The sequence below is a fragment of the Neobacillus drentensis genome, assembly GCF_036965245.1.
Lineage (GTDB): Bacteria > Bacillota > Bacilli > Bacillales > Cytobacillaceae > Neobacillus > Neobacillus drentensis_G.
Map to the genome: position 1 here is coordinate 1 of NZ_JBALPG010000066.1, position 20,862 is coordinate 20,862.

The 20,862-nt window shown below is 39.5% G+C and carries 22 protein-coding genes; 4 read left to right on the forward strand and 18 right to left on the reverse strand.

All coding sequences use genetic code 11. The features are described 5' to 3' along the window. Nucleotides 1-315: 315 nt before the first annotated feature. The 4 genes from V7150_RS14930 to V7150_RS14940 form a co-directional block, all read right to left on the reverse strand. Entirely contained in the window at nucleotides 316-876 is a 561-nt protein-coding gene (locus V7150_RS14930) for a recombinase family protein (RefSeq protein ID WP_335519757.1), read from the reverse strand. A 623-nt stretch (nucleotides 877-1,499) separates the two neighbouring features. After that, nucleotides 1,500-1,706: a helix-turn-helix domain-containing protein gene (locus tag V7150_RS26635; protein WP_420490296.1), complete on the reverse strand. Its 207-nt coding sequence runs from the start codon at nucleotides 1,704-1,706 to the stop codon at nucleotides 1,500-1,502. A 120-nt stretch (nucleotides 1,707-1,826) separates the two neighbouring features. After that, nucleotides 1,827-2,768 carry an STM4504/CBY_0614 family protein gene (locus V7150_RS14935; RefSeq protein WP_335519688.1) on the reverse strand — a complete coding sequence of 314 codons (942 nt, stop codon included), beginning with the start codon at nucleotides 2,766-2,768 and terminating at the stop codon, nucleotides 1,827-1,829. An 81-nt stretch (nucleotides 2,769-2,849) separates the two neighbouring features. Beyond that, nucleotides 2,850-3,782 (reverse strand): tyrosine-type recombinase/integrase, encoded by a 933-nt coding sequence (locus V7150_RS14940; protein WP_335519691.1) that lies wholly within the window; start codon nucleotides 3,780-3,782, stop codon nucleotides 2,850-2,852. A gap of 732 nt (nucleotides 3,783-4,514) precedes the next feature. Between V7150_RS14940 and V7150_RS14945 the strand changes: the two genes are divergently transcribed. After that, entirely contained in the window at nucleotides 4,515-4,931 is a 417-nt protein-coding gene (locus tag V7150_RS14945; RefSeq protein ID WP_335519694.1) for a hypothetical protein, read from the forward strand. A gap of 366 nt (nucleotides 4,932-5,297) precedes the next feature. Here V7150_RS14945 and V7150_RS14950 read toward each other — a convergent pair whose 3' ends face one another. The 4 genes from V7150_RS14950 to V7150_RS14965 all read right to left on the reverse strand — a co-directional run bounded on the left by V7150_RS14950 (nucleotide 5,298) and on the right by V7150_RS14965 (nucleotide 8,858). After that, nucleotides 5,298-5,768 carry a hypothetical protein gene (locus tag V7150_RS14950; RefSeq protein WP_335519697.1) on the reverse strand — a complete coding sequence of 157 codons (471 nt, stop codon included), beginning with the start codon at nucleotides 5,766-5,768 and terminating at the stop codon, nucleotides 5,298-5,300. 68 nt (nucleotides 5,769-5,836) lie between these two features. Continuing rightward, entirely contained in the window at nucleotides 5,837-7,099 is a 1,263-nt protein-coding gene (locus V7150_RS14955) for a replicative DNA helicase (protein ID WP_335519700.1), read from the reverse strand. Next, nucleotides 7,099-8,082, reverse strand: a complete 984-nt coding sequence (locus V7150_RS14960; protein ID WP_335519703.1) for a DnaD domain protein — start codon at nucleotides 8,080-8,082, stop codon at nucleotides 7,099-7,101. Before V7150_RS14960 ends, V7150_RS14955 begins: the two co-directional genes overlap by 1 nt. A gap of 353 nt (nucleotides 8,083-8,435) precedes the next feature. Next, nucleotides 8,436-8,858 (reverse strand): hypothetical protein, encoded by a 423-nt coding sequence (locus tag V7150_RS14965; protein WP_335519707.1) that lies wholly within the window; start codon nucleotides 8,856-8,858, stop codon nucleotides 8,436-8,438. A 298-nt stretch (nucleotides 8,859-9,156) separates the two neighbouring features. Here V7150_RS14965 and V7150_RS14970 point away from each other — a divergent pair, with 298 nt between their 5' ends. Next, entirely contained in the window at nucleotides 9,157-10,092 is a 936-nt protein-coding gene (locus V7150_RS14970) for an alpha/beta hydrolase (RefSeq protein WP_335519709.1), read from the forward strand. Between the two features lie 457 nt (nucleotides 10,093-10,549). Here the strand turns inward: V7150_RS14970 and V7150_RS14975 are convergent, their stop codons facing one another. Then, nucleotides 10,550-10,840 carry a M20/M25/M40 family metallo-hydrolase gene (locus tag V7150_RS14975; RefSeq protein WP_335519713.1) on the reverse strand — a complete coding sequence of 97 codons (291 nt, stop codon included), beginning with the start codon at nucleotides 10,838-10,840 and terminating at the stop codon, nucleotides 10,550-10,552. A 341-nt stretch (nucleotides 10,841-11,181) separates the two neighbouring features. Here V7150_RS14975 and V7150_RS14980 point away from each other — a divergent pair, with 341 nt between their 5' ends. Together V7150_RS14980 and V7150_RS14985 are read left to right on the forward strand one after the other, a co-directional pair. Next, nucleotides 11,182-11,376, forward strand: a complete 195-nt coding sequence (locus V7150_RS14980) for a hypothetical protein (RefSeq protein ID WP_335519715.1) — start codon at nucleotides 11,182-11,184, stop codon at nucleotides 11,374-11,376. Then, complete coding sequence (locus tag V7150_RS14985; protein ID WP_335519717.1) at nucleotides 11,376-11,573, forward strand: YwbE family protein; 198 nt, start codon at nucleotides 11,376-11,378, stop codon at nucleotides 11,571-11,573. The genes V7150_RS14980 and V7150_RS14985 overlap by 1 nt, the downstream gene beginning before the upstream one ends. Nucleotides 11,574-11,731: 158 nt before the next feature. On the opposite strand, the gene V7150_RS14990 is transcribed toward V7150_RS14985, so the two are convergent. The 9 genes from V7150_RS14990 to V7150_RS15030 are packed head-to-tail and all read right to left on the reverse strand — an operon-like array spanning nucleotide 11,732 to nucleotide 20,496. After that, the gene (locus tag V7150_RS14990) at nucleotides 11,732-12,931 is read right to left on the reverse strand and encodes a M20 family metallopeptidase (protein WP_335519720.1); all 1,200 of its coding nucleotides are present in this window, start codon (nucleotides 12,929-12,931) and stop codon (nucleotides 11,732-11,734) included. A 15-nt stretch (nucleotides 12,932-12,946) separates the two neighbouring features. Beyond that, nucleotides 12,947-13,909: a P1 family peptidase gene (locus tag V7150_RS14995; RefSeq protein ID WP_335519723.1), complete on the reverse strand. Its 963-nt coding sequence runs from the start codon at nucleotides 13,907-13,909 to the stop codon at nucleotides 12,947-12,949. A gap of 3 nt (nucleotides 13,910-13,912) precedes the next feature. Then, nucleotides 13,913-14,464 carry an ECF transporter S component gene (locus V7150_RS15000; RefSeq protein ID WP_335519726.1) on the reverse strand — a complete coding sequence of 184 codons (552 nt, stop codon included), beginning with the start codon at nucleotides 14,462-14,464 and terminating at the stop codon, nucleotides 13,913-13,915. 35 nt (nucleotides 14,465-14,499) lie between these two features. After that, the gene (locus V7150_RS15005; RefSeq protein ID WP_335519729.1) at nucleotides 14,500-15,342 is read right to left on the reverse strand and encodes an energy-coupling factor transporter transmembrane component T family protein; all 843 of its coding nucleotides are present in this window, start codon (nucleotides 15,340-15,342) and stop codon (nucleotides 14,500-14,502) included. After that, nucleotides 15,326-16,222 carry an energy-coupling factor transporter ATPase gene (locus V7150_RS15010; RefSeq protein WP_335519731.1) on the reverse strand — a complete coding sequence of 299 codons (897 nt, stop codon included), beginning with the start codon at nucleotides 16,220-16,222 and terminating at the stop codon, nucleotides 15,326-15,328. Before V7150_RS15010 ends, V7150_RS15005 begins: the two co-directional genes overlap by 17 nt. Then, nucleotides 16,222-17,073 carry an energy-coupling factor transporter ATPase gene (locus V7150_RS15015; RefSeq protein ID WP_335519734.1) on the reverse strand — a complete coding sequence of 284 codons (852 nt, stop codon included), beginning with the start codon at nucleotides 17,071-17,073 and terminating at the stop codon, nucleotides 16,222-16,224. The genes V7150_RS15010 and V7150_RS15015 overlap by 1 nt, the downstream gene beginning before the upstream one ends. A gap of 26 nt (nucleotides 17,074-17,099) precedes the next feature. Beyond that, entirely contained in the window at nucleotides 17,100-17,864 is a 765-nt protein-coding gene (locus V7150_RS15020) for an SDR family NAD(P)-dependent oxidoreductase (protein WP_335519737.1), read from the reverse strand. A 54-nt stretch (nucleotides 17,865-17,918) separates the two neighbouring features. Continuing rightward, nucleotides 17,919-19,007 (reverse strand): tartrate dehydrogenase, encoded by a 1,089-nt coding sequence (locus V7150_RS15025; RefSeq protein ID WP_335519759.1) that lies wholly within the window; start codon nucleotides 19,005-19,007, stop codon nucleotides 17,919-17,921. Between the two features lie 40 nt (nucleotides 19,008-19,047). Continuing rightward, complete coding sequence (locus V7150_RS15030; protein WP_335519740.1) at nucleotides 19,048-20,496, reverse strand: aldehyde dehydrogenase family protein; 1,449 nt, start codon at nucleotides 20,494-20,496, stop codon at nucleotides 19,048-19,050. Nucleotides 20,497-20,862: the final 366 nt, after the last annotated feature.

The window sequence follows — 20,862 nt, forward strand, 5'->3', positions numbered from 1 at the left end:
AAGACATACATAATTGCTATACATACATCTTTTAAAACAAAATAAAAACAACCTACAATCAGTAGCTTGTTCATTTTCTATATCCTCTGATTCTTTTCTCTAATAAACTTCATGACTATTTTTGGTTAAATAACCATGAACAAAAAAGCCTTTGAACAAGTTTGTTTACATAGCGAAAATACTATGGATCCCGAACCTGCCCAAAGGCTTTAATTTGTCGAATACCTCAGACTCCTTGTTGAGTCGAAAATTATTATATGTAAAGTATATCAAATTCATTTTCATAAATAAATATTTTATAACCAATATCACTTATTAATTAATATTTTTGATTCTCCTCTTTGCTCGTATGAGACTACTTTTACTAATCCCTGTAAATTCCTCTACTTGCTTATATGAATGGGATTCTAATAAAGTCAATGCATGCGAAATCTGCTTCTTGCTAAACTTTCTAGGTCTTCCTTCTCTAAAGTCTTCTTTTTGTTTCGCAATCGCTTTCCCCTCTTGTGTCCGTTCAACGATCATGTCCCTTTCAAATTCAGCAAAAGCACTCATAATATTAAATATTAAACGTCCTGTTGGCGTGTCTTCCACTAAGCCCATATTTAAAATATGTACTTTAACCCCTTTTTCAAAAAGTATCTTAATAGTTTTTATAGCATCAACTGTAGATCGAGCAAACCGATCTAATTTTGTAACGACTAGTATATCGCCAGGTTGCAAGACAGTTAAAATTTCTTGAAACTTTGGACGTTCAGCTTTTGTTCCAGTAAATTTCTCCGAAAATACTTTTTCACAACCCTCGTTTTTAAGTGCTCGAAGTTGTGTTTCTAAATCTTGGTTAAGTGTACTGACCCTTGCATATCCGTATTTAATAGAATTCCTCTCCTTATTTTTGGTTATATGTTTTGATACCATTATATATATTGATCTTATCACCTATCAAAAAAAGCGTCAAAACTTTTAAGTTATGACTCCAAATTGAAATTTTGAAAGAGGTCACGTAAAAAAACATTTCAGCGGATTTTCAGAGACATTGTTGTAAAGACCCAATTTACTCAAAATGTCCTGTTACAATGCTCTGTTGACCTTTGTCGAACGATAATTGAAATAATCATGTACACAAACAAAGAAAGCTCCCACAACGAGTGAGAGCTGTTCAAACATAGTCGTTGATATATTCACGACCATATTAGTGGATTTGTTTCACGAAATATATTAATCCAAGCGAGGACAGTTGGTTTAATAATATTCTGGAAACTTGTTAGAAATAGGAGTGTGAGGGAACCTAACTAGGAACCTATCGAGGAACTTAGTAAAAGGAACCTAGTACGAGCCAGACAATATGACACGACTGACTTTTCAAAACTTGTTAGAAATAGTATGTTAGAAAGCTTACTATTTTTGTAATTTCCTCAAAAACTCTATTACTGTTCTCATTTCAGTTGGTGTTATATGCCTTTCTTCCAATTCTTCAATTAGCTCAAGCCATTCCTCACTTATTCCCTTTGATTGAACCCCAAAGAAATAACTAATAGGAACCTCATAAGTTCTGATAACTGTTCTAATAATTCAAGTGTAGGTTTTCGTACTCCTCGTTCAATCTTGGAAAGATTGGAATAGTTGAAATGTACTTTCTCTCCTATTTCTTCAAGAGTGAGACCGTGCCTTTCTCGTAATTTTTTAATCCTGTTACCAATGTCCATTATTTCACCTCATTTCACTATTTAATTAAACAAACTAAGTCAGAACTCCTCTTAACAGTTAATTCAATCGTTGTGATACTTTGGCAAAAGAAAAAGCTCCCTTGTCGGAGAGCTTGTCGGTTATTTCTTTGACTTGTAAGCTTCAATAAGAAACACAATATTGGTTGCACATAAGTGTAAGGCATAAGCTACTGTATATCTCGGTAGCGGAACGGTTTTTTCTCCTTGACCGTGGGCATGTTTATTTCTCAACACAGGTTGACCCATTAAAGAGTTCTCAAGGTACTCTGGTATCACTTCGTTTTTAATTAGAATCTTTATCAATGGGTTTGCTGTCTCTTTACCAGTTAGCTTGATTTTCATTTTAGAGCATATGGACTTCAATACACTTTCAAAAGCCTTTCCAGCTTCTACTATTGCTTCTTTATCTCTGCCTTTCTTAAAGTGTTCATGAGCGTTCATGAACTCCTGTGAAGCTACTTCAAAGCCTTCTCCGAACATTAGGTTAACAGCTGGCTCAACAGCTTCTCGATAAATATAATCAGAGTCTACACGGACTATTTTTCCATTAAGATACTGATAACCAATTCCGTGTTCTTGAAACCTTTTATTCAGTTCTTCAATAGCGTCGTCTGGAGGTTGAGTTATCCCATTATTCACCCAATTCCAATGGTCTTCCCTTATTTCCGTGTCAATAATTCCGAAAGAGAGTTCAATAATATCGAGTACTCTTTCAACTGACTTTTCATCTTGTAAAAAAGCAAAACATTTCTCAATAGAAGTGTGTCCATGTGAACTCAAACTAACTACTCCATATTCTTTGCATAAAGATTTATGTATGTTGTCCCAAGGATTGTTTGAAGAACTGGTTCTATATAAATTCCTACCTGTCGCAACCCTTACGTGACCTATTGCGTCTCTCCAAATATGTTGTATTTGTATTCTTAATGGTTGAGGTATTTCGTTATATTTAAAAATTTCCTTTTGTTTATCCTTGTTTCTTTTAGAAAAAATATCAATAATTCCCAATGCTAGTCCCCTCACCTTTTTTAGTTCCATCATACCATTTAATTGCAATATTCACCATAAAATGACAACTATTAGGAAGTAGAAAAGACCCTCATATTGAGAGCCTCACTTGTCTTATATTCCCTTCAATGGACTGTAGAAATTGTGTTGCTTTCTTATATCAACGTCAGTCATTTGAATATATTTACGAGTCATTTCCATAGTAGTATGACCCAGTATCTTCTGAAGTGAGAAAGGGTCTCCACCATTCATGATATATAACAATGCTCCAATATGTCGGAGAATATGCGGTCTCACAGCTTTCTTTACACCAGAGAGGTCAGCAACCTCATGAAGTCGTGTCCTCCATGTGTTTGAAACCATTTCACGTCCGTCATATGTTAGGAATAACAGTTCCTCACCAAAGTCCTCGGACTCTGTCATGTATTCTTTTAATAGCTTTGCGGTCTTCTTGGAAATGGGAACTGTTCTTCCTTTCCTCGTTTTAGTATTAGGAGCTTCCAACTTGATTGTCCCTTCCTTGAGGTCAACATTTGAGCGTTTAATTGAAAGAAGCTCTGATATTCTCACCATTGTGTCTAGCAAGACCATGACCATGACTTTGTCTCGGAATCCTACATATGTAGTCGTATCAAATGCGTTCAGCAAGGACTTTATTTCAACTACTGTAAGAGCTTCAATTTTATCCTCCTCGGTCTTAACCAGCTTCAGCTTCTCATGAATAGGAGTATCAATATGTTCTTCAAGATAACACCAACGTAAGAAAGCTCTCATTGTACGAATATTGACCGTATAAGGAGCAAGTTCCCTCTCATGAGCCATATAGTGAAAATATTTCAAAAACAGCTCTGGAACCATTTGTTCCTTTGGAATATCGCCCTTTAGGTAATCAATGAACCAACGGAAATGAAGCTCATATTCTTCCAGAGTTCGAGGAGCAAGACCTTCAGCTCGTTTGTACCACATGAACTTTTCGTATAATTCACCCATTGAAAATTCTTCCCTAACCGCTCGTTTATCCGTTGCTGTTCTACCATGTTTTCTCATACAAAAAACCTCCAAATATAGTAAATTAGAGGTTCTGGACGCACAAAGTTTCGAGAATCAGTTCCACACAGTCTCGTTTGAAATTGCTAAAAGACTGTGTGTGTTTCGACCTCTAAACCGCATTGTATCAACGTTTGTATGTATAAAACTCACTTTTAGTTTTGAAGACTGTGGAGAACACCAGCCCCCCATTCAGCTTCAAATTTCCCAGTAATATCAAGGGGTCTCGGTAATCTCTTGATGGTTTTTTAGACCAATGTCCAATTAACTGTGCTTCAGCCATCGAAGACTTTTATCACCTTTAGCATTTTCACTGATTCGTACAATATCATATCCAGAAATCCGATTATTAAATTTCTTAATTATTACATAGCAAAATTATGTAAACAATCATAATTTCAAATAGGTAATCCTCCTCAGATTCTGGTCCGGGTAATGCAATTTCTGTAAATCCCCAGCCATTGTTTTTAACCACTATGAAAATACCAATAGGAAATCCTTATGTGTTAAAGCGTAATTAACTATATATCCATCCATTTAAAAGGTAACATCCATGTCAATAATCTCTTAAAAATGATAAGAACAGTTTTGACAGTTGATTGTTTAGAGATACATCCTATTCAATTTGAAGGTTTTTTGTTAAAATATTACCATAAAATCAAAAGCTCTTTTTTTAAGATAGTGGGTTAATTTTCTCAGGTAGATATCGAAATAACTGAGGAGTTGAGTTAATTGATGAAAAATTTACTAGCAAAAAGGCATTCAAGAAAAGGTCAGTGTATTGTAGAAGGCTGCAATGGTCATATAAAGGCTCGGCAACTTTGTGGTATGCATTATATGAGAATGAGAAGAAGAAAGGTAAAGAACGTTGATGCGGTTTCAGACTTAATAGTGAATTGCTTAGCTGTTGGGTGCAGCAATACTCATTTTGCTCATGGCTATTGTGAAGATCATGACAAAATATATATGAAATTCGGGTATCCACACATACCTAAAGTAATAAAACAATGCGGAGTTGCTAACTGTACCAATATTCACTTTAAAAACGGGCTTTGTGAAAACCACTACAATCAATGGAAGGATAATCTAAATAAACATCAACTTTTAGGTCAAATAGAAAATAAAAAGCTTACTGTTCAATATAATTAAGCTATTTGTGTAAACGAGAACATTATTTCAGGCTCCTTTTTTCATTNNCCTTTTTTCATTAATCCGGTGGAAAATCTTAAGTATTGTTATTATTCCATTTTATTTCAGAATGTGCAAAATCTTATTTAAATTTTTCGGGTGGAAAATAACGGAAATAAAATCCCTCCAAAGGGTATCAATTGGGATATAATGTTGTATTTTTTATCGGACTTTATACACATCTTGAGTAGTGCAAAGATTGCATCTTAATCCGGATAATAGGGTCAGTCCCTCACCATTATAAAGCTCAAGTTCATTTGAGTACTAGTACCCATAAAAGTCTGACCCTTGGATGATCCATAAATTTTACTTAAGAGAACGTATAATTCAATCTCTCTTTACTACATAGGGGATTGTCCCCTTCTCTATCACCTTCACCTCTCTCTTAAAACATCCCGCTATAGCTGGAAACCTCACGAATTCCTTCCTCATGTCCCGAAACGAAATCACCTCTTTGCCTCTAGAAAGCTGGAAATCTAGTGAATATTCGTGACAGTTCAATGGGGTTTGATGAAAGGTTTTGGTATAGAATTGGATTGCCTCTTGCTCGCTGGCTGCAAAGATAAAGATAAAATCCTTCTGGTTCATTTTCAGAGAGTAGATTCCAATCTTATGAATGCCTAACACATTTTTTTGAATCAATTCTGCTACTTTCTGATGATCCGCTTGTTCAAAGTCTATTTTAGAAATGTTGTCATTTAATGAAATTTTCCGCTCAGCTAGTAAATGGTAGAGATAATGGGCCAATGAGGACTCTTCATAGATTAAACTATCCCGGTAAAGTTCTTCCACAATCATGTGATAGCACCTCGATATTCGATTTATTTATTACCCGTTGGCTTCGTTCTTATTGGGTAAATGGAAGGTTATTCAAGGGTAAGACTCTGTTCCTTTTGATCCTCAATTGTTCCTGTATGCTCGTTGTACTTCACTGCGATGGTTCCAATTGGACCATTTCGGTTTTTCGAGACAATGATTTCAAGGGAACGTTCCTCGGAATCCTTGTCATAATAAGCTTCCCGGTACAGGAACAAAATCACATCGGCATCCTGTTCCACACTGCCCGATTCCCGAATATCAGACATCATGGGCCGTTTATTGGCCCTTGATTCCACCGATCGATTGAGCTGAGCCAAACAAATGACAGGGCAATCAAAATCCTTTGCCATTGTTTTGAGGGACTTGGATATTTCCGTTACTTGTAAATGGGAATTCCCTCCATAGAATTGACTTGAGTGGATCAGGGTTAAGTAATCAATAAAAAGGATCGGTTTCTTGTGTGGAAATTGACTCATTAACTTTCTCGTTTTCGCTCTCATTTCGGAAATTGTTTGTCCAGCCCCGTCAAATATTTGCATATCGGTTTCATTTAGATCACCTATCACATCGGACCATTTATTCTTTTGACTTTGACTTAACATTCTTTTCGGATCCCGCATTTTTACCCGGTTAAAGCCCCCTGTCGAAGCAATTAATCGAGAGGTTATTAGCTTTTCAGGCATTTCTAAGGAAAATACAAGTGGCAAATATCCAGCCCAACCCGACATTTTTGCAAAATGAAGCATCACATCGGTTTTTCCCATTGATGGTCTTGCCGCTAGAATCGTCACTTCCCCGCCTTGAAAGCCTCCTGTCACTTCATCGAGCTTTTTGATCCCCGTTGTTACACTCTTAAGAAGTAGTTGATCTTCCCAAGGTGCCTCATAAATATTGGACAACGCTTGTTGTAAGGACGTGTGATCCTCCATCTTCATTTGGTTAATTTTATCCAACTCGGCTATAACTTTCGCAATTTCCCAATCATTCATGGCTGCAACCGTTAAGATGTTTCTCTTTTCCCGTTCCTTCCATAGTTCAAGAATGAGCTTCTCCGTTCCGTCAAATTTCTCAAGATCCGCATACGATAACAGCTCCGAAAGGTAAGACATTCCACCTAATGATTCGAGGTCGGGTAAGGTGGTCAATGTGATCAAATCAATATTCTTACCTGCTCGATTTAACTCGACCATTCTTCGCATGATTTCTTTATGCCGTGTACTTTCTAGCTGTCCAGGTTGAACCACGGTATCCTTGAGTAAGTATTCCGCCTTCATCAAACTTCCTAAGAACGCTCTTTCAACCATACTCATCACTCTTCACCTCGCGTAAGATCGAGTTCAAAGCTTCTGGGAATGTCTCTTCCGGCAGTTGATTGTCTAGTCTTTGGTACAGGCTTTTGGTTCTCCTGATATGAATCAATTTCTTCTACGGTCAGTAACGATTCGTTTTCCCAGTTCTTCAGAATCCCGACAATATAGTTCAGCTTTCGCTTGTTATTCGCACACGCAATATTCATCGCTTTTAAAATCAACTCTTTTGGCTGTACAAATCTAGAATCATCTAACCAAGTTAACAACTGCTGTTTCGCATTCACGTTCGTAAAACCAAATCCATTCGCGTCCCAAAACTCAACAATTTCCTTAACCTCTTCTGTTTTTTGATTACTTTGTAATGGATTCTCTATCTCTGGGTGACTCTCATGATTTGGATGAAAACCTTTTTGTTGTCGTTTTTGTTTTTCATTTTGTTTTTCTTTTTGTCCACCTATCGTATGACGAGGCAGTAACGTATCGTCCAATTCTTCACATTCGGTTTTATATGTATCATTTTCATCTTGCTCTCTACCATCCTTGTCAAAACACAGCTCTTCTTGTTCGCAAAAAGATTGATAGAGGCTGCGAATTTCCTGTTTTTGAATGGATTCAGAAACATATTGAATAAGCGAGTGATCTTCGACCTCTTTTAGTTCGGAAACAATACAATCCATCACTGGTTTCCCGCCTGCATTCAGGTTATATTTCCCCCAGTTTTTAATCGCGAGTTCTCTTGTTTCAGGGTTGTAACGAATCACTTTGTGATGCAGGGTGAATCGCTCCATTAGCGAATGAACACTCTCAATCGAATAACCCAAATCAAAAGCCATCTGTTTTTTCGTAAGTCGATAGATTCCTATTTGAGTCGTTTGTGGATTCGTAAGTAGATAGAGGTAAAAATACTTATCCTCCGGGGTCATCTCCTCTGAAACAACCGGATTCTTCCAAAAATCCGTACGCACCATTCTGTACTTTGCCATCCTCAACCAATTCCTTTCATCTACTAAAATTCACTTCATAGTCGATATATGGATAAAGCGGGAAAAAGGATAAGTGGTTTTCATAAATATGTGAATATTTAATGACATGTAATAACTTGGTACCCTCACACTCCTGGTTAGTTAAAAAAATCCAGTATGATGTACTCTTTTTCCCCAAACAAAAAACACTCACAAACATTAAAAAAAAACATTTGTGAATGTTTCGTATTGGTAACCGAGCTCCATTATTTCTTGCTTTTTTCCTACCTTCATCTTTTAATTCCATTTTGTTTTTTCCTTTTATTTTCGTATCCACTTCCTTGTTCATATGGCACTCTCTTTTGAACGTTTTACTATTTTTGCACTATCCCTGTCTCTCGTCGCTTACTAGAATTACCATGTAGAGGATATTCATGGTTTTTTCCTAACGAAAATGACCAGAGGATCGTCCCTCTGGTTATTTTCAAACAACCTTTCACTTCCTGCTTCTGATTCCAAATGTTGTACTCGCGCAGAAAAACAGATGCACATACTTCTACATCCATGGGGTGTACTTCGAGGATTTTTAATTGATTCAATATGGATGAACCTTTGAAAACGGAAAGAGTCATTTTATATTGGAATTTCAACTCTCGTGTTCTTTTCCGCATCATTTCTACTGCATTTGCTGGGATATCCCGATAAAGCTCTGCTTTCCGAGCGATTTCTTCATTGAAAAATTGTTTTGTCATATGGACAAGTGCTTCGTTTTTTAAAATGTAAATTCCAATCCTCAACAAGGCATCCTCTAGCATGAACTCTATTGTTGGGATCCATTTTGGTAAAGCTCTCCATACACTCTGTCATTTAAAGCCAAGTTTCTGTAACCGTATGGCTGCCTGATTTGAATCATAAACACAATGGCCACCCTCTGCTATTTTTACACGAATATGTTCATGGTTAGCATTAGTAAACCATTTGCCTCCTCTCCTATTCAAAAAGAGGCATAAAATGGGACTTTAGAGTTTTCCGTTTTTGTGTTGACTTACATATGATAATGTACCGATGACTTCAATTGGAAAGGAGGAGTTCATGTTGAGTGAGGAAAAGAATGGGGAATCAAGTAAAAAAGGTAAGTCCCTATGGAAACCGCTTTTGGCAGCACCTGCTTTATTTTTTCTTGCCCCATTAGGGATCGGTTTGTATTTAACTCATCCATTCCCGGCAAAAACGACAAAAAATCCAGGGGAATATGGTCTTGCATTCGAAGAGATTGAATTTTTCAGCCGAAAAGACCAAGTAAAACTGTCTGGCTGGTGGATTCCAGCAGTTTCAAAGAAAAGCAAGAAAACGGTCATCACGGCACACGGTTATATGAATGAACGTGCCATGGAAAGGATTGAAGGACTGCAACTCATTAAAGTTCTATCAGAACAAGGCTATAATGGACTGATGTTTGATTTTCGCAATGCAGGTAAATCGAAGGGAAAAACCACGGGGATCGGATATTTTGAAAGACACGATTTGTATTCAGCGATTGATTATGCGATTCAGGAAAAACATCAGGAAAAAGTTGCTCTCCTTGGCTGGAGTATGGGAGCTGCTACTGCGCTTATTGCCGGATGCGAACACCCTGCTGTTTCCGCCATTATTGCCGACAGTCCCTTTTGTGATTTAGAACCTTTTCTAAAAGAAAATCTTTCACATTGGACCAAGCTACCCAAACGGCCCTTTACACCGATTGTTTATCATTCCATGCGTAAGCTCCTCAAAATTGACCCCACTGAAGTTTCACCCATCAATCATGTGAAAAATACGAAAGGAAAATCCTTCTTCATCATCCATAGTAAGACAGATAAAGCTATTCCTTATGCCGAGAGCGAAAAATTATTTCAATCGATCTCATCCGATAACCAAAAAGAATTGTGGCTGACGAAAGATTGTGAACACATTCATTCGTATCGTTTGCATAAAAATGAGTATACACGCCGTGTACTCAGGTTCCTAAATAAGTACTTAAAGCTTGACTAAAACCATTTACTTCCAGACCTTGTATTCCCTCTATTTAGAATTAATAAGGACAAAGAATCTTCTTTCAAATTGCTCGAAAACCTTCGCATGAAGCGGCAATATATTATGTTTAATCACTGTTAAACTTGACTTTTGATTTCCGCTTCAGGTGCTTCATTTCCGCTATAACTATTACTCGATATCCTTGACAGAAAGTGTTCCTATTACTCTATTTGAACACTTTCTCCCGGTCAGTTTGGGGCCACGGGTTCCAATAAACCCGATTTTTTGTGAATAAATAAAAACACAAACATAAATCTTCTGGTCAAACTCCATGTTACCAATCCGTCAAAAAATAAACATAAAAAATACCGAACATACGATACTGCATGTTCGGTCTAATCATAGGTATAATTTTATTGAGAATGCTACCTAAAGTGCGCTGTCACTCTCCCACGGGTAGTGAGAGCGCACCATTTTACCTAATAAGATCTAAAAAGGAACAGATTGTCAAAATGCCTTTATCAAAGTTTTCCAAGTTAAAATGTTCATTCGGTGCATGAAGATTTTCATCTGGTAAAGCGAATCCCATTAAGACAACAGGTGCATTTAGGGAATGGTTGAAATCCGATACAATCGGAATCGAACCGCCTTCTCGTTTGTAAACAGGTGCTTTCCCATATATATTTTGATACGCTTCGGCTGCTTTTTGGATCATAGGACTATCGATTGGGGTTAAAAATGGATTCCCCGTGTCGCCAAGAGTCACATTTATTGTGCATCCTTTTGGTGCATGTTCTTCTAGATGTCTTGATCAATTGCTGAATCTACGCATGTAAAACCCTTCAAACTCCGCAAGGTATTTTTTTCAGTTGGAAATAATAGTTCGAAAATTAAGATCGATGCTGTCCCCCGCTGCGCTAACGCTTTGGGTAAAAGGGTCAGTCCCCCGCCAATCAGTTAAATAGTAAAGAGATTTTGAACAGGTGCGTCAATGCAATAATCTCCAGACCTTTTAGGAATAGTTATAAAAATAGAAACGCCTTTCCCAAATACTCGAAAATAGATTATACTTGATTAACTAATATGTAATTAATGGAGGGAATTCCTTTGACTGAGTGTAATCAAGCAGGAGAACCAAAAAAGAAAATCAGCCTACAAGAGGCCATGGAGCAGCAGCTTGCGAACAAAAAGAGCCAGAATTCGGGTGGTAAAGGGAAGACGAATGCCGATCTTTCAACTAAAAAAATGAGAAGCCAGCAAACCAAGAAACCAAGCAATACCCGCAGAAAAATGGGTGTTTAATGGACGGCCAAAATCGAAAAGATGTAATACCAGGGCTGATGGTTGATATTGTATTAAAAGCCGATCAAAAAACGGGAAATCTCATACGAGGCATTGTTAAAGATATTCTTACCAAATCAAGCACCCATCCTCATGGAATCAAAGTCAGGCTAACGGATGGAAAGATAGGACGTGTTCAAAAAATTCATGCTGAATAAAAGAAGTGGGAGGCATTCACCTTTTTATATAGAAAACGAGCCTGAATAATTAGGCTCGTTTGAAAAAATTTTAAAAAAAAACGCTTTCCAATAAACGGATAGCATTCAGACTATTCCAAGATTGATGGACCGGCTTGTTAAGCCCTTTTATTTCTTTATTAACATAAAAATAGCATCGCAGTCTGAGCATAGATCCTCGATGCTTCGACTAATTCTGCAACATCAATATATTCATTGATTTGGTGGGGAATATGACGGTCACCCGCTCCTGTCGTGACAATAGGAATCCCCGCCAGATGAAGGAATGTTCCGTCTGTGGCACCAGGTACGCCATTATAAATTGGGTCCTTTCCGGTAACTGAACGAAATGATTCCACACTAGCCCTGACAATCGGATCATCCAAACTCGTTTCTGTCCACGGCCGGCTTTCAATCACTTCTAGGGAAGCCTTAAAATCTGGATCCTTGGAACCTAAACGCGCTAAAATATTCTCCATGTCAACCCGTAACTGGTCGTGGTTCTGTCCAGGAACTGTACGAATATCAAGGGTACTATAACATTGGTCAGGAATGACATTGATTTGCGGCTCACCCTTTTCGGGTCCTAAAATAATCGTCGGTGTAATGCTCGGCCAACCTAAATATTGGTGTTTACCGACTCGCTGCTTCTCTTGCTCCTCGAGTGCCATTAGTTCACAAATAATTTGCGCCATTCTTGTATTGGGATTGATTCCGGCCAATGGCATGGCACCATGAGCCATTTTTCCGTAAGCACGGATTACTGCTCTCATCGCCCCTTTTTGCGTGATGCAAATTTGATTTTCCTCCGGTTCGCAGATGATGGCACCGTCCACACCTTGTGCCCAGCCACGTTTAATGAAATGCTTTATGCCAATCATCATGCCTTCCTCATCGCAGGGGACACACAAAATTATTTTTCCATTCCATTTCACGTTACTTCTTTTAATAGCATGGACCGCTGCAATCGCGGCTGATAGATTTCCTTTCGTATCGTTCGTTCCTCTGCCAAACATTCTGCCGCCCTCAATGGCGGCCCCAAAAGGATCATAGCTCCAGGCATCCCAGTCCCCCTCTGTCACAACATCGGTATGCCCCTCAAATAGAATCGTTTTCCCTGGTCTGCCCGAATCAAGAATACCAATCACATTCGGCCGCCCCTTTACAACTTCTTCGATGTAAACCTCAAGCCCTAGGCCCTTTAGGTAATCATATACATACTGTGCCGCTCTGCTTTCATTTGCCTTCGGGTCTAGCGGGCGGTACACACTAGGAATCCGAACGAGTGCTTGAGTTAAATTTACAACTTCCTGATCATCCACATAATTAAATACAGCCAACTATAACCCTCCGTTTTATTTATTCTTTGGTAAATCTTTATGGGCGATAATTCCTCCAACACTATCAGCGGATTTAACCGCATTGATGACCGCCCTCTCCATGACCTTTGCTGCCAGCCCGCCAATGACATCTACAGGGACTTTTTCCCCTCCTGTGGCAACAGCAAAAATGGTGTCCCCATCAAACATGGTATGAGATGGAAAAATCGTTCTTGCATACCCATCCTGAGCCATTTGTGCTACCTTCGTTGCCTCTACCTTCGTTAAATCAGCATTCACCGCAACAACTCCAATGGTAGTATTCGACCCAGCAGGAATGGCAGGTCGATAGTTTTGTTCGAGAAGCTTCATACTATCAAGAATAATCCCCTCTTTATACGGCCCTGCTAATATTTCCCCCGTGGAAGGTTCGCGGACATCCCCGGCTGGATTGACGGCAACAATCGCTCCAATCACAACACCATTTTCTAAGCGGAGCGATGCACTTCCGAGACCGCCCTTCATACAGAAGCCGAGACCGGCTAATTTACCAGCAGTAGCTCCACAGCCTGCCCCATAATTTCCAGTGCTAAACTTCTCCGTTTTAGCAGCTTTTGCTGCTTTATAACCCATCTGTTTATCAGGCCGCACCTTTGGGTTACCGAAAGGAAGGTCGAACAATACAGCTGCAGGGACAATTGGCACCTTGGCCACACCCACATCCAAGCCGATATCTTCTTCCTCTAAAAATTGCATTATACCGGATGCGGCATCCAAACCAAACGCACTTCCGCCGCTTAAACAGATGGCATGCACTTTATCTACTAGATTAACCGGATTCAAAAGGTCAGTTTCCCGGGTTCCGGGAGCGGACCCTCTAACGTCCACTCCCGCAACTGCACCACTTTCAAAAAGGATTGCTGTACAACCGGTCAATGCCTGTTGATCTTCTTTATTGCCTACTTTTACTCCTGGTACATCCGTGATTTGATCATGCATTTCTTACACATCCTTAGAAATCTTTGATTTTTGAGCTTTGCCAATCTGTTTCCAAGCTAATACAACGGCTAAAGTCACAATCGTACCTACAATGGCTTCAGGGATTCCGTTTGTTATTCCGACTGTCCAGGCTACTCCTGGGGTTAAATAATGGCGGATGACAGCCATTGTTAACACAAGTACAGTATTTGCCAATGTCCCGATAAATGCGGCAGCTCCAACAGCAAAGTATTCACTTTTGCGGCGGAATCCAGCATATATAAGCCATGCCACCACGCCGATGAAAAGCCGTGGTAAAATGGCAACTAATGGATCCTTAAAGAGAGGGACCGTTGCGTTTAGGAAGGAAGAAATCCCGAAAATGGCTCCAACAATTAAGCCAACAACCGGTCCCTGCATAATGCCTCCAATAATTGCGGGAATGTGCATGATGGTCGCATTCCCTGCTGCTGTTGGAACAGGAATATAGCCCAACCGTGTTACCCCTAAAAGAATCGCTATCGCCCCCAGCACACCAGCAATGACAATATCGCGAACTGTTAATCCCTTTTTCATATAATTTCTCCCCTTTTGTTTTTAGTTTTTTAACATTAAAAAGGAAATGGATAAAAAAGTAGTAGTAATGAGAATAAAAATCCAACCAATAATACAAGATAATCCTTCGCTAATGCTCTATATACTGAGTAGGAACTCCTGTCTCCCCCTGGTGTATAGCAACGACATTCCATTGCTAGAATCAAATCCTCAGCCCTTGACAATGCGATATTAAATAAAGGAATAATGATTGGAAACATCTCTTTTGTTCGTTGAATGATTCTCCACCAGCCGCCGGTACCAAAGTCGGCTCCCCTTGAGGCTTGTGCTTTCATCATTTTTTCCATCTCGATTGCGAAGGTTGGAACGAATCGGATCGCAATCGTTGTAATCAGCGAAATTTCGTGGACTGGAAAATTAATTTTCTTTAACGGACTCAGTAGGCTTTGTATGGAATGTGTTAATTCTGTGGTGGAGGTAGATAAGGTAAGAACACTGCTTAAGAAGATAATTTCAATAAATCGAACAGCTGAAACAACAACCAATCGAATACTTTCACTGGTGATTAAGATAAAGCCATAATTCACATACACTTTGCCATCAGAAAAGAGCTGTCCTTGAAAAAGCAGCTGCAAAATCGCTAAGATGACAATAAAAGGAATGGCTGGTTTCACACCTGATAACCCGTAGCTAATTGGGATTTTGGATGCCCAGAATAAAAAGAGAGATAAGACTAAACCAATGGCATTTCCGATATAACTGGTATTGAAGGCAATCGCCACAACGAGAATAACAAAAGCAAGAAGTTTGATTCTTGGGTCTAATCGGTGAATAAACGAACCCGTTGGTACGTACTGACCAATTGTAATACTACGGGATATTTCAAATTCGCTGGACATGCTCAGAACCCTCCTTCGTGCCGGCAAGAACCTTAATAATTTCGTCCGCTGCTTCAGTGATGGAAAAGGCATCCGTATTTACTTGATACCCAAGATCGGTTAATCGATAAAGAACCTGTACCGTTTCGGGGGTCCCAACTTGATAACGGTGCAGTTTTTCTTTATCGGTAAAAATTTCTTTCGGGGTGCCTGTTAACACGTCCGTTCCACCTGCCATCACATAGACACGGTCAGCTAGAAATGCGACTTCCTCCATATTGTGTGACACAAAAACGACAGTTAACTTTTCTTCCTTGTTTAAGCGTTTAATTTTTTCAAGCAATTCATTCCTTGACCTTGGGTCCAGACCCGAGGTCGGTTCATCAAGAACTAAAATCTTTGGTTTTAATGCAAGGATTCCTGCTAAGGCAACCTTCCGTTTCTGTCCGCCGCTTAAAGCAAAGGTCTGTCTGTCCTTCATTTCCTCAAAATCTAAACCAACAACAGACATCGCCCATTTAACACGCTCCCTCACCTCCTTTAATTGCAGACCTAATTTGAATGGCCCATAGGCAATATCATCACCAATAATTTTTTCAAAGATTTGATCCTCCGGGTTTTGAAAAACAAGTCCCACTTTCTGCCTCAGCGTTTTCAATTCCACCTTTTTCTTTGATAAATCTTCCCCATCAATGATGACTTTTCCGGATTCCGGACGCATCAGTCCATTAAAGTGCTGGATTAAGGTCGACTTTCCCGACCCAGTATGGCCAATAATGGCAATGCATTCCCCTTCTTCTACGTACAGGCTGGCTCCTTTTAAGGCTACATGCTCCATCGGGGTTCCTTTCATATACGTATGTGATAGGTTTTCTACTTGGATGATTGGTCTGCTCGGCATTATACCACCTCCTCTTTGGAGAATTTCTCCACTTCATCAATTAACTCATTTTCCTGAATTAAGTCCTTTGAAAAATCAGTAAATTGGCTGTGAATCAACTCGGCCATTTGGCTTACAGAAGGCACTTCTAATTGAAGATTCTCTAATTCCTGCTTATGTTTAAAAATTTCACGCGGCGAGTCGTCCATGACAATTTGCCCACCCTCGATGACAATAATCCGGTCAGCTTCCGCTGCTTCCGACATGTGGTGGGTAACCGTAACAATCGTCATGCCCACATTGTTCATATTCCTCATAACCTGAAGAACCTCTTTTCGGCCAAAACTGTCGAGCATACTTGTTGCTTCATCAAAAACAATGCAATCCGGCTGCATAGCCAGCACACCGGCAATTGCGACCCTCTGCTTCTGTCCTCCGGATAGATGATGTGGCGGCCTGTGACGAAACTGGGACATTTTGACAACATTTAAAGCATCATCAACTCTTTTTTTCATTTCTTCTCTTGACACACCAATATTTTCCAGACCAAATGCTACATCTTCCTCAACAATAGTTGCAACAATTTGGTTATCTGGATGTTGAAAGACCGTACCAACAGATTGACGAATTTCCCGTTTCTTTTTGATGTCCTTCGTGTTATGGCCGTGAACCCAGACCTCCCCATTGTCAGGGGTTAAAATCCCGTTAAGGTGTTTGGATAAGGTAGATTTTCCTGAACCATTGTGACCAATGATCGCCACATATTCTCCAGGGAAGATTGAAAAGGAGATATTCCTAAGAACGGATACTTTCGTTTTTTCATTAATTTTGTAGGAAAACGATACATTTTCTAAGCGAATAATTGGCTCCATTTTATTCTCCTCTCTAAAGTTTTGTTTTAAATCCCACGTCCTCCATCGATATTTAGAACCTCTCCTGTCACAATCTTCGCTAGATCAGAGGCTAAATAAAGTGCACCTTGGGCGATATCTTCGGGTTGTATTAATGCACCTAATGGTACACTATCTTGAAAGATTTTTTTCATTCCATCTTCTTTTTGAGCCTCATCCCCTACAAGGAATTTCCCAATCATAGGTGTATCGGCCGGGCCGGGATTGATGGCATTGACTCTAATTTTAAAAGGAGCTAACTCAATCGCTAATGCTTTGGTCAGCATGATGGCTGCTCCTTTTGATGCACAATACGCGTTTAATCCGGGTCTCGCCCTAATACCAGCAATGGAAGCAATATTGACAATACTGCCACTTTTTTGTTGCTTCATAATCGGAACAGCATACTTAGAAGTTAAAAAAATGGATTTTGTATTCACGTTCATAATTAAATCCCATTGTTCTAAGGTTAGTTCTTCAATAGCTGTAAAGGATTGAGGAACCCCGGCACAGTTAATGACAATATCCAACCCGTCATAGGCTTCCACTGTTTGATTAACAAGATTCGCTACTTCTAAATCACTTGTTACATCTGCTTGAATAGCTTGCACCCGATTTAAACCGGTTGAGCTTGCGGCTGCTTTTGCAGACTCATGATTTAAATCAGCAAACGTCACACTTGCCCCTTCCTTAGCGAAAGCCTGAGCAATCGCTTTCCCCATTCCCGAACCTGCTCCTGTTACAATGGCTGTTTTTCCGTTTAATAGACTCATAGATTCGTCACCCCCATGAATTTACGCTTGAATACACTATTTTTAACTCCAACTTTACATTTTCGGGCTAAGACTTAGTTGAACCATTTTTGAAACGATTGCATCGCCCATTTCAGTGGTCGTGGACATGCCTCCCATGTCAGGTGTTCTTATTTTTCCATCCACCAATACCCCTTCAATGGAATCTAGGATTAATTTCCCAACATTATGGAGCTCGAGATGGTCCATCATGAGACTGACGCTCCAAATCGAGGCGATTGGATTGGCAATACCTTTTCCTGCAATATCAGGAGCAGAACCATGTATTGGTTCAAACATAGAGGGGTAGATGCGCTCTGGATTGATGTTTCCAGATGGGGCCAACCCTAATCCTCCCACGATCGCTGCACCTAAATCGGTTAAAATATCACCAAATAAATTACTTCCCACCACCACATCCAATGTTTCCGGTCTGGAAATAAAGTAAGCAGCTAGAGCATCAATATGATAGAGTTGCGTTTTTATATCCGGATAACTATTGCCTATTTCTTTTACGATTTCGTCCCAAAAAGGCATGGTAAAGTTGATCGCATTTGATTTTGTTGCCACAGTAAGGTTCTTCTTCGCTCTTTTTTCGGCAAATGAAAAAGCATAATTTAATATTCTTTCAGAACCGTATCTTGAAATTATGTTATTTTGCACTGCCAGTTCATAGGGGGTTCCCTCATGTACTCGTCCGCCCATATTGGAATACTCCCCTTCGGTATTTTCCCTAATGACAACAAAGTCAAGGTCTTCGTGGGTTTTATACCTTAGCGGACTTTCGATCCCTTGAAGGAGTTTAATAGGCCTCAAATTCACATACTGTTGAAATTTCCGGCGAATGGGCAGGATTAGCTCCCAAACCGATATGTGATCAGGTACGGACTTTGCCCCAACCGCACCAAATAAAATAACGTCAAAATCTTTTAATATCTCTAACCCATTCTCGGGCATCATTCTTTCATTTCGAAGATAATAATCACACCCCCAATCATAAGATTCACGAGAAAAAGTGATTCCGCCGTGTATCTCTTCTGCTTTTTTTAATACCTTTACCGCCTCATTTATCACTTCCGGGCCAATCCCATCCCCAGGAATTAATGCAATGGAAAAGTGCTGCAAAACGATCACTCCTTTCATTTAAATTTCTTTGAAACTACTTTTAATCCGCACTTTTTATTTTGATCGCAATATTTTTTAATTGCGTATAATTTTGTAACGCTTCTACTCCTTTTTCACGGCCAATTCCGCTTTTTTTATATCCACCAAAAGGAAGCTCCACTCCGCCGGCTGCACCATAGTCATTGATAAAGACCTGGCCGCTTTTTACTTTGCCAGCTATTCTGTGCGCCCGTGATAGGTTATTTGTCCAAATCCCTGTGACGAGACCATAGGGGGTTCCATTTGCTAACTTAATAGCTTCTTCTTCGGTTTCAAATTCAAATACAGTCAATACGGGACCAAAAACTTCTTCTTGAGCAATTTCACTAGATGGAGAAACGTTTTCAATTATGGTTGGTTCAAAATAATAACCTTCTTCAGCGCCTTCCACACTTGCTTGCTTTCCGCCAATGATGACACGTGCACCTTGCTTTGTGGCTCTTTCAACCATCGCTAGTATCCGATCAAATTGTCTTTTTGAGATAATTGGACCCAGCTCGCAGTCATTTACCCCGGGGCCAATTTTAATCCTTTTCATTCTCTCGAATAATCTCTCAATCATTTCATCCTTAATTTTGGAGTGAACTAACAACCTGGAACCAGCTGAACAAGTTTGACCTGCATTTTGAATAATCGAACGAGTAACCCATGTTACCGTTTCTTCTAGATCAGAGTCAGGAAAAACAATATGTGGTGACTTCCCTCCCAGCTCCAGTGTTACAGGAACAATATTTTTAGCCGCAGAAATCATAACACTTGTACCCGTGCTAACTGACCCAGTAAAAGTGATATGATTTACATCAGGGTGATTCACCAGTGCTTCTCCTGCTTCTGAACCATATCCTGTTACAACATGAAGAGCACCTTTCAGGACTTCTATCTCAGAAAATATTTCGGCTAACTTTAATGCCGACAGTGGGGTATCTTCAGCAGGTTTCACTACCACTGTATTTCCAACCGCAATGGCCGCCGCCACACCCCTTGATGTGATTTGAAGTGGATAATTCCAAGGGATAATCTGCGCACAAACCCCCATAGGTTCACGAATCGTGTAGTCAATAACATTGGGCGCTACTGGGATTGTTTCTCCAAACATTTTATCTGCAACACCTGCATAGTACTCAAAATAGCGCGCACTACTTTCTACATCACTTCTTGCCTGTGAAAGTGGCTTCCCTGTGTCCAAAGTCTCAATCATGGCCAGTTCATCAAATCTTTCTCGCACTTTTCGTGCTACTTCATAAAGTGCATTTCCTCTAATACTTGGTTTTAATGATTGCCATTCACTTGATTCAAATACATTTTTTGCAGTTGCTACAGCTAGATCTACATCTTCCCTTTTTCCCCTGGGAACTCTGCCAATAATTTCATGATTGGCAGGATTGTACGATGACAAAAACTCTCCTGTAACGGACGTCACCCATTCACCATTAATATACATTCGCTCCATTGTTAACCTCCATTTAACCAAGGCTATGATTCTTTTACTTTTTCGATAAAGTCTCATACTTTCCTATAAAAAGAACCATTCAATTAATATAAGTATGTATTTGCAATTTTTGTGCCATGGCCTAATTTTTAGAAAAGTCGGAAATATCAAATAAAAACAGGAATAAAAAATCCCTGTTTTAAAAGCGCTGTTTTAAACTGCAACATTGTATTGCAATTTGAAACATCATAATTCATATTCTTTCCAACAATATCGGATAAGATAAGAGTATGCGCTGCACCAGTATCAATAACAGCTTGTCTATTATTTTCGTTTTCTCTTTTTAGGAAATGGCCATTTCTCCCTCGAGCACATTATTACACCCAT

Bases quoted from the DNA above. Each gene is read 5' to 3' on its own strand.
- V7150_RS26635 (WP_420490296.1), bottom strand. From the start codon at position 1,706: ATGGACATTGGTAACAGGATTAAAAAATTACGAGAAAGGCACGGTCTC.
- V7150_RS14935 (WP_335519688.1), bottom strand. From the start codon at position 2,768: ATGATGGAACTAAAAAAGGTGAGGGGACTAGCATTGGGAATTATTGAT.
- V7150_RS14940 (WP_335519691.1), bottom strand. From the start codon at position 3,782: ATGAGAAAACATGGTAGAACAGCAACGGATAAACGAGCGGTTAGGGAA.
- V7150_RS14950 (WP_335519697.1), bottom strand. From the start codon at position 5,768: ATGATTGTGGAAGAACTTTACCGGGATAGTTTAATCTATGAAGAGTCC.
- V7150_RS14955 (WP_335519700.1), bottom strand. From the start codon at position 7,099: ATGAGTATGGTTGAAAGAGCGTTCTTAGGAAGTTTGATGAAGGCGGAA.
- V7150_RS14960 (WP_335519703.1), bottom strand. From the start codon at position 8,082: ATGGCAAAGTACAGAATGGTGCGTACGGATTTTTGGAAGAATCCGGTT.
- V7150_RS14985 (WP_335519717.1), top strand. From the start codon at position 11,376: ATGGACGGCCAAAATCGAAAAGATGTAATACCAGGGCTGATGGTTGAT.
- V7150_RS14995 (WP_335519723.1), bottom strand. From the start codon at position 13,909: ATGCATGATCAAATCACGGATGTACCAGGAGTAAAAGTAGGCAATAAA.
- V7150_RS15000 (WP_335519726.1), bottom strand. From the start codon at position 14,464: ATGAAAAAGGGATTAACAGTTCGCGATATTGTCATTGCTGGTGTGCTG.
- V7150_RS15005 (WP_335519729.1), bottom strand. From the start codon at position 15,342: ATGTCCAGCGAATTTGAAATATCCCGTAGTATTACAATTGGTCAGTAC.
- V7150_RS15010 (WP_335519731.1), bottom strand. From the start codon at position 16,222: ATGCCGAGCAGACCAATCATCCAAGTAGAAAACCTATCACATACGTAT.
- V7150_RS15015 (WP_335519734.1), bottom strand. From the start codon at position 17,073: ATGGAGCCAATTATTCGCTTAGAAAATGTATCGTTTTCCTACAAAATT.
- V7150_RS15020 (WP_335519737.1), bottom strand. From the start codon at position 17,864: ATGAGTCTATTAAACGGAAAAACAGCCATTGTAACAGGAGCAGGTTCG.
- V7150_RS15030 (WP_335519740.1), bottom strand. From the start codon at position 20,496: ATGGAGCGAATGTATATTAATGGTGAATGGGTGACGTCCGTTACAGGA.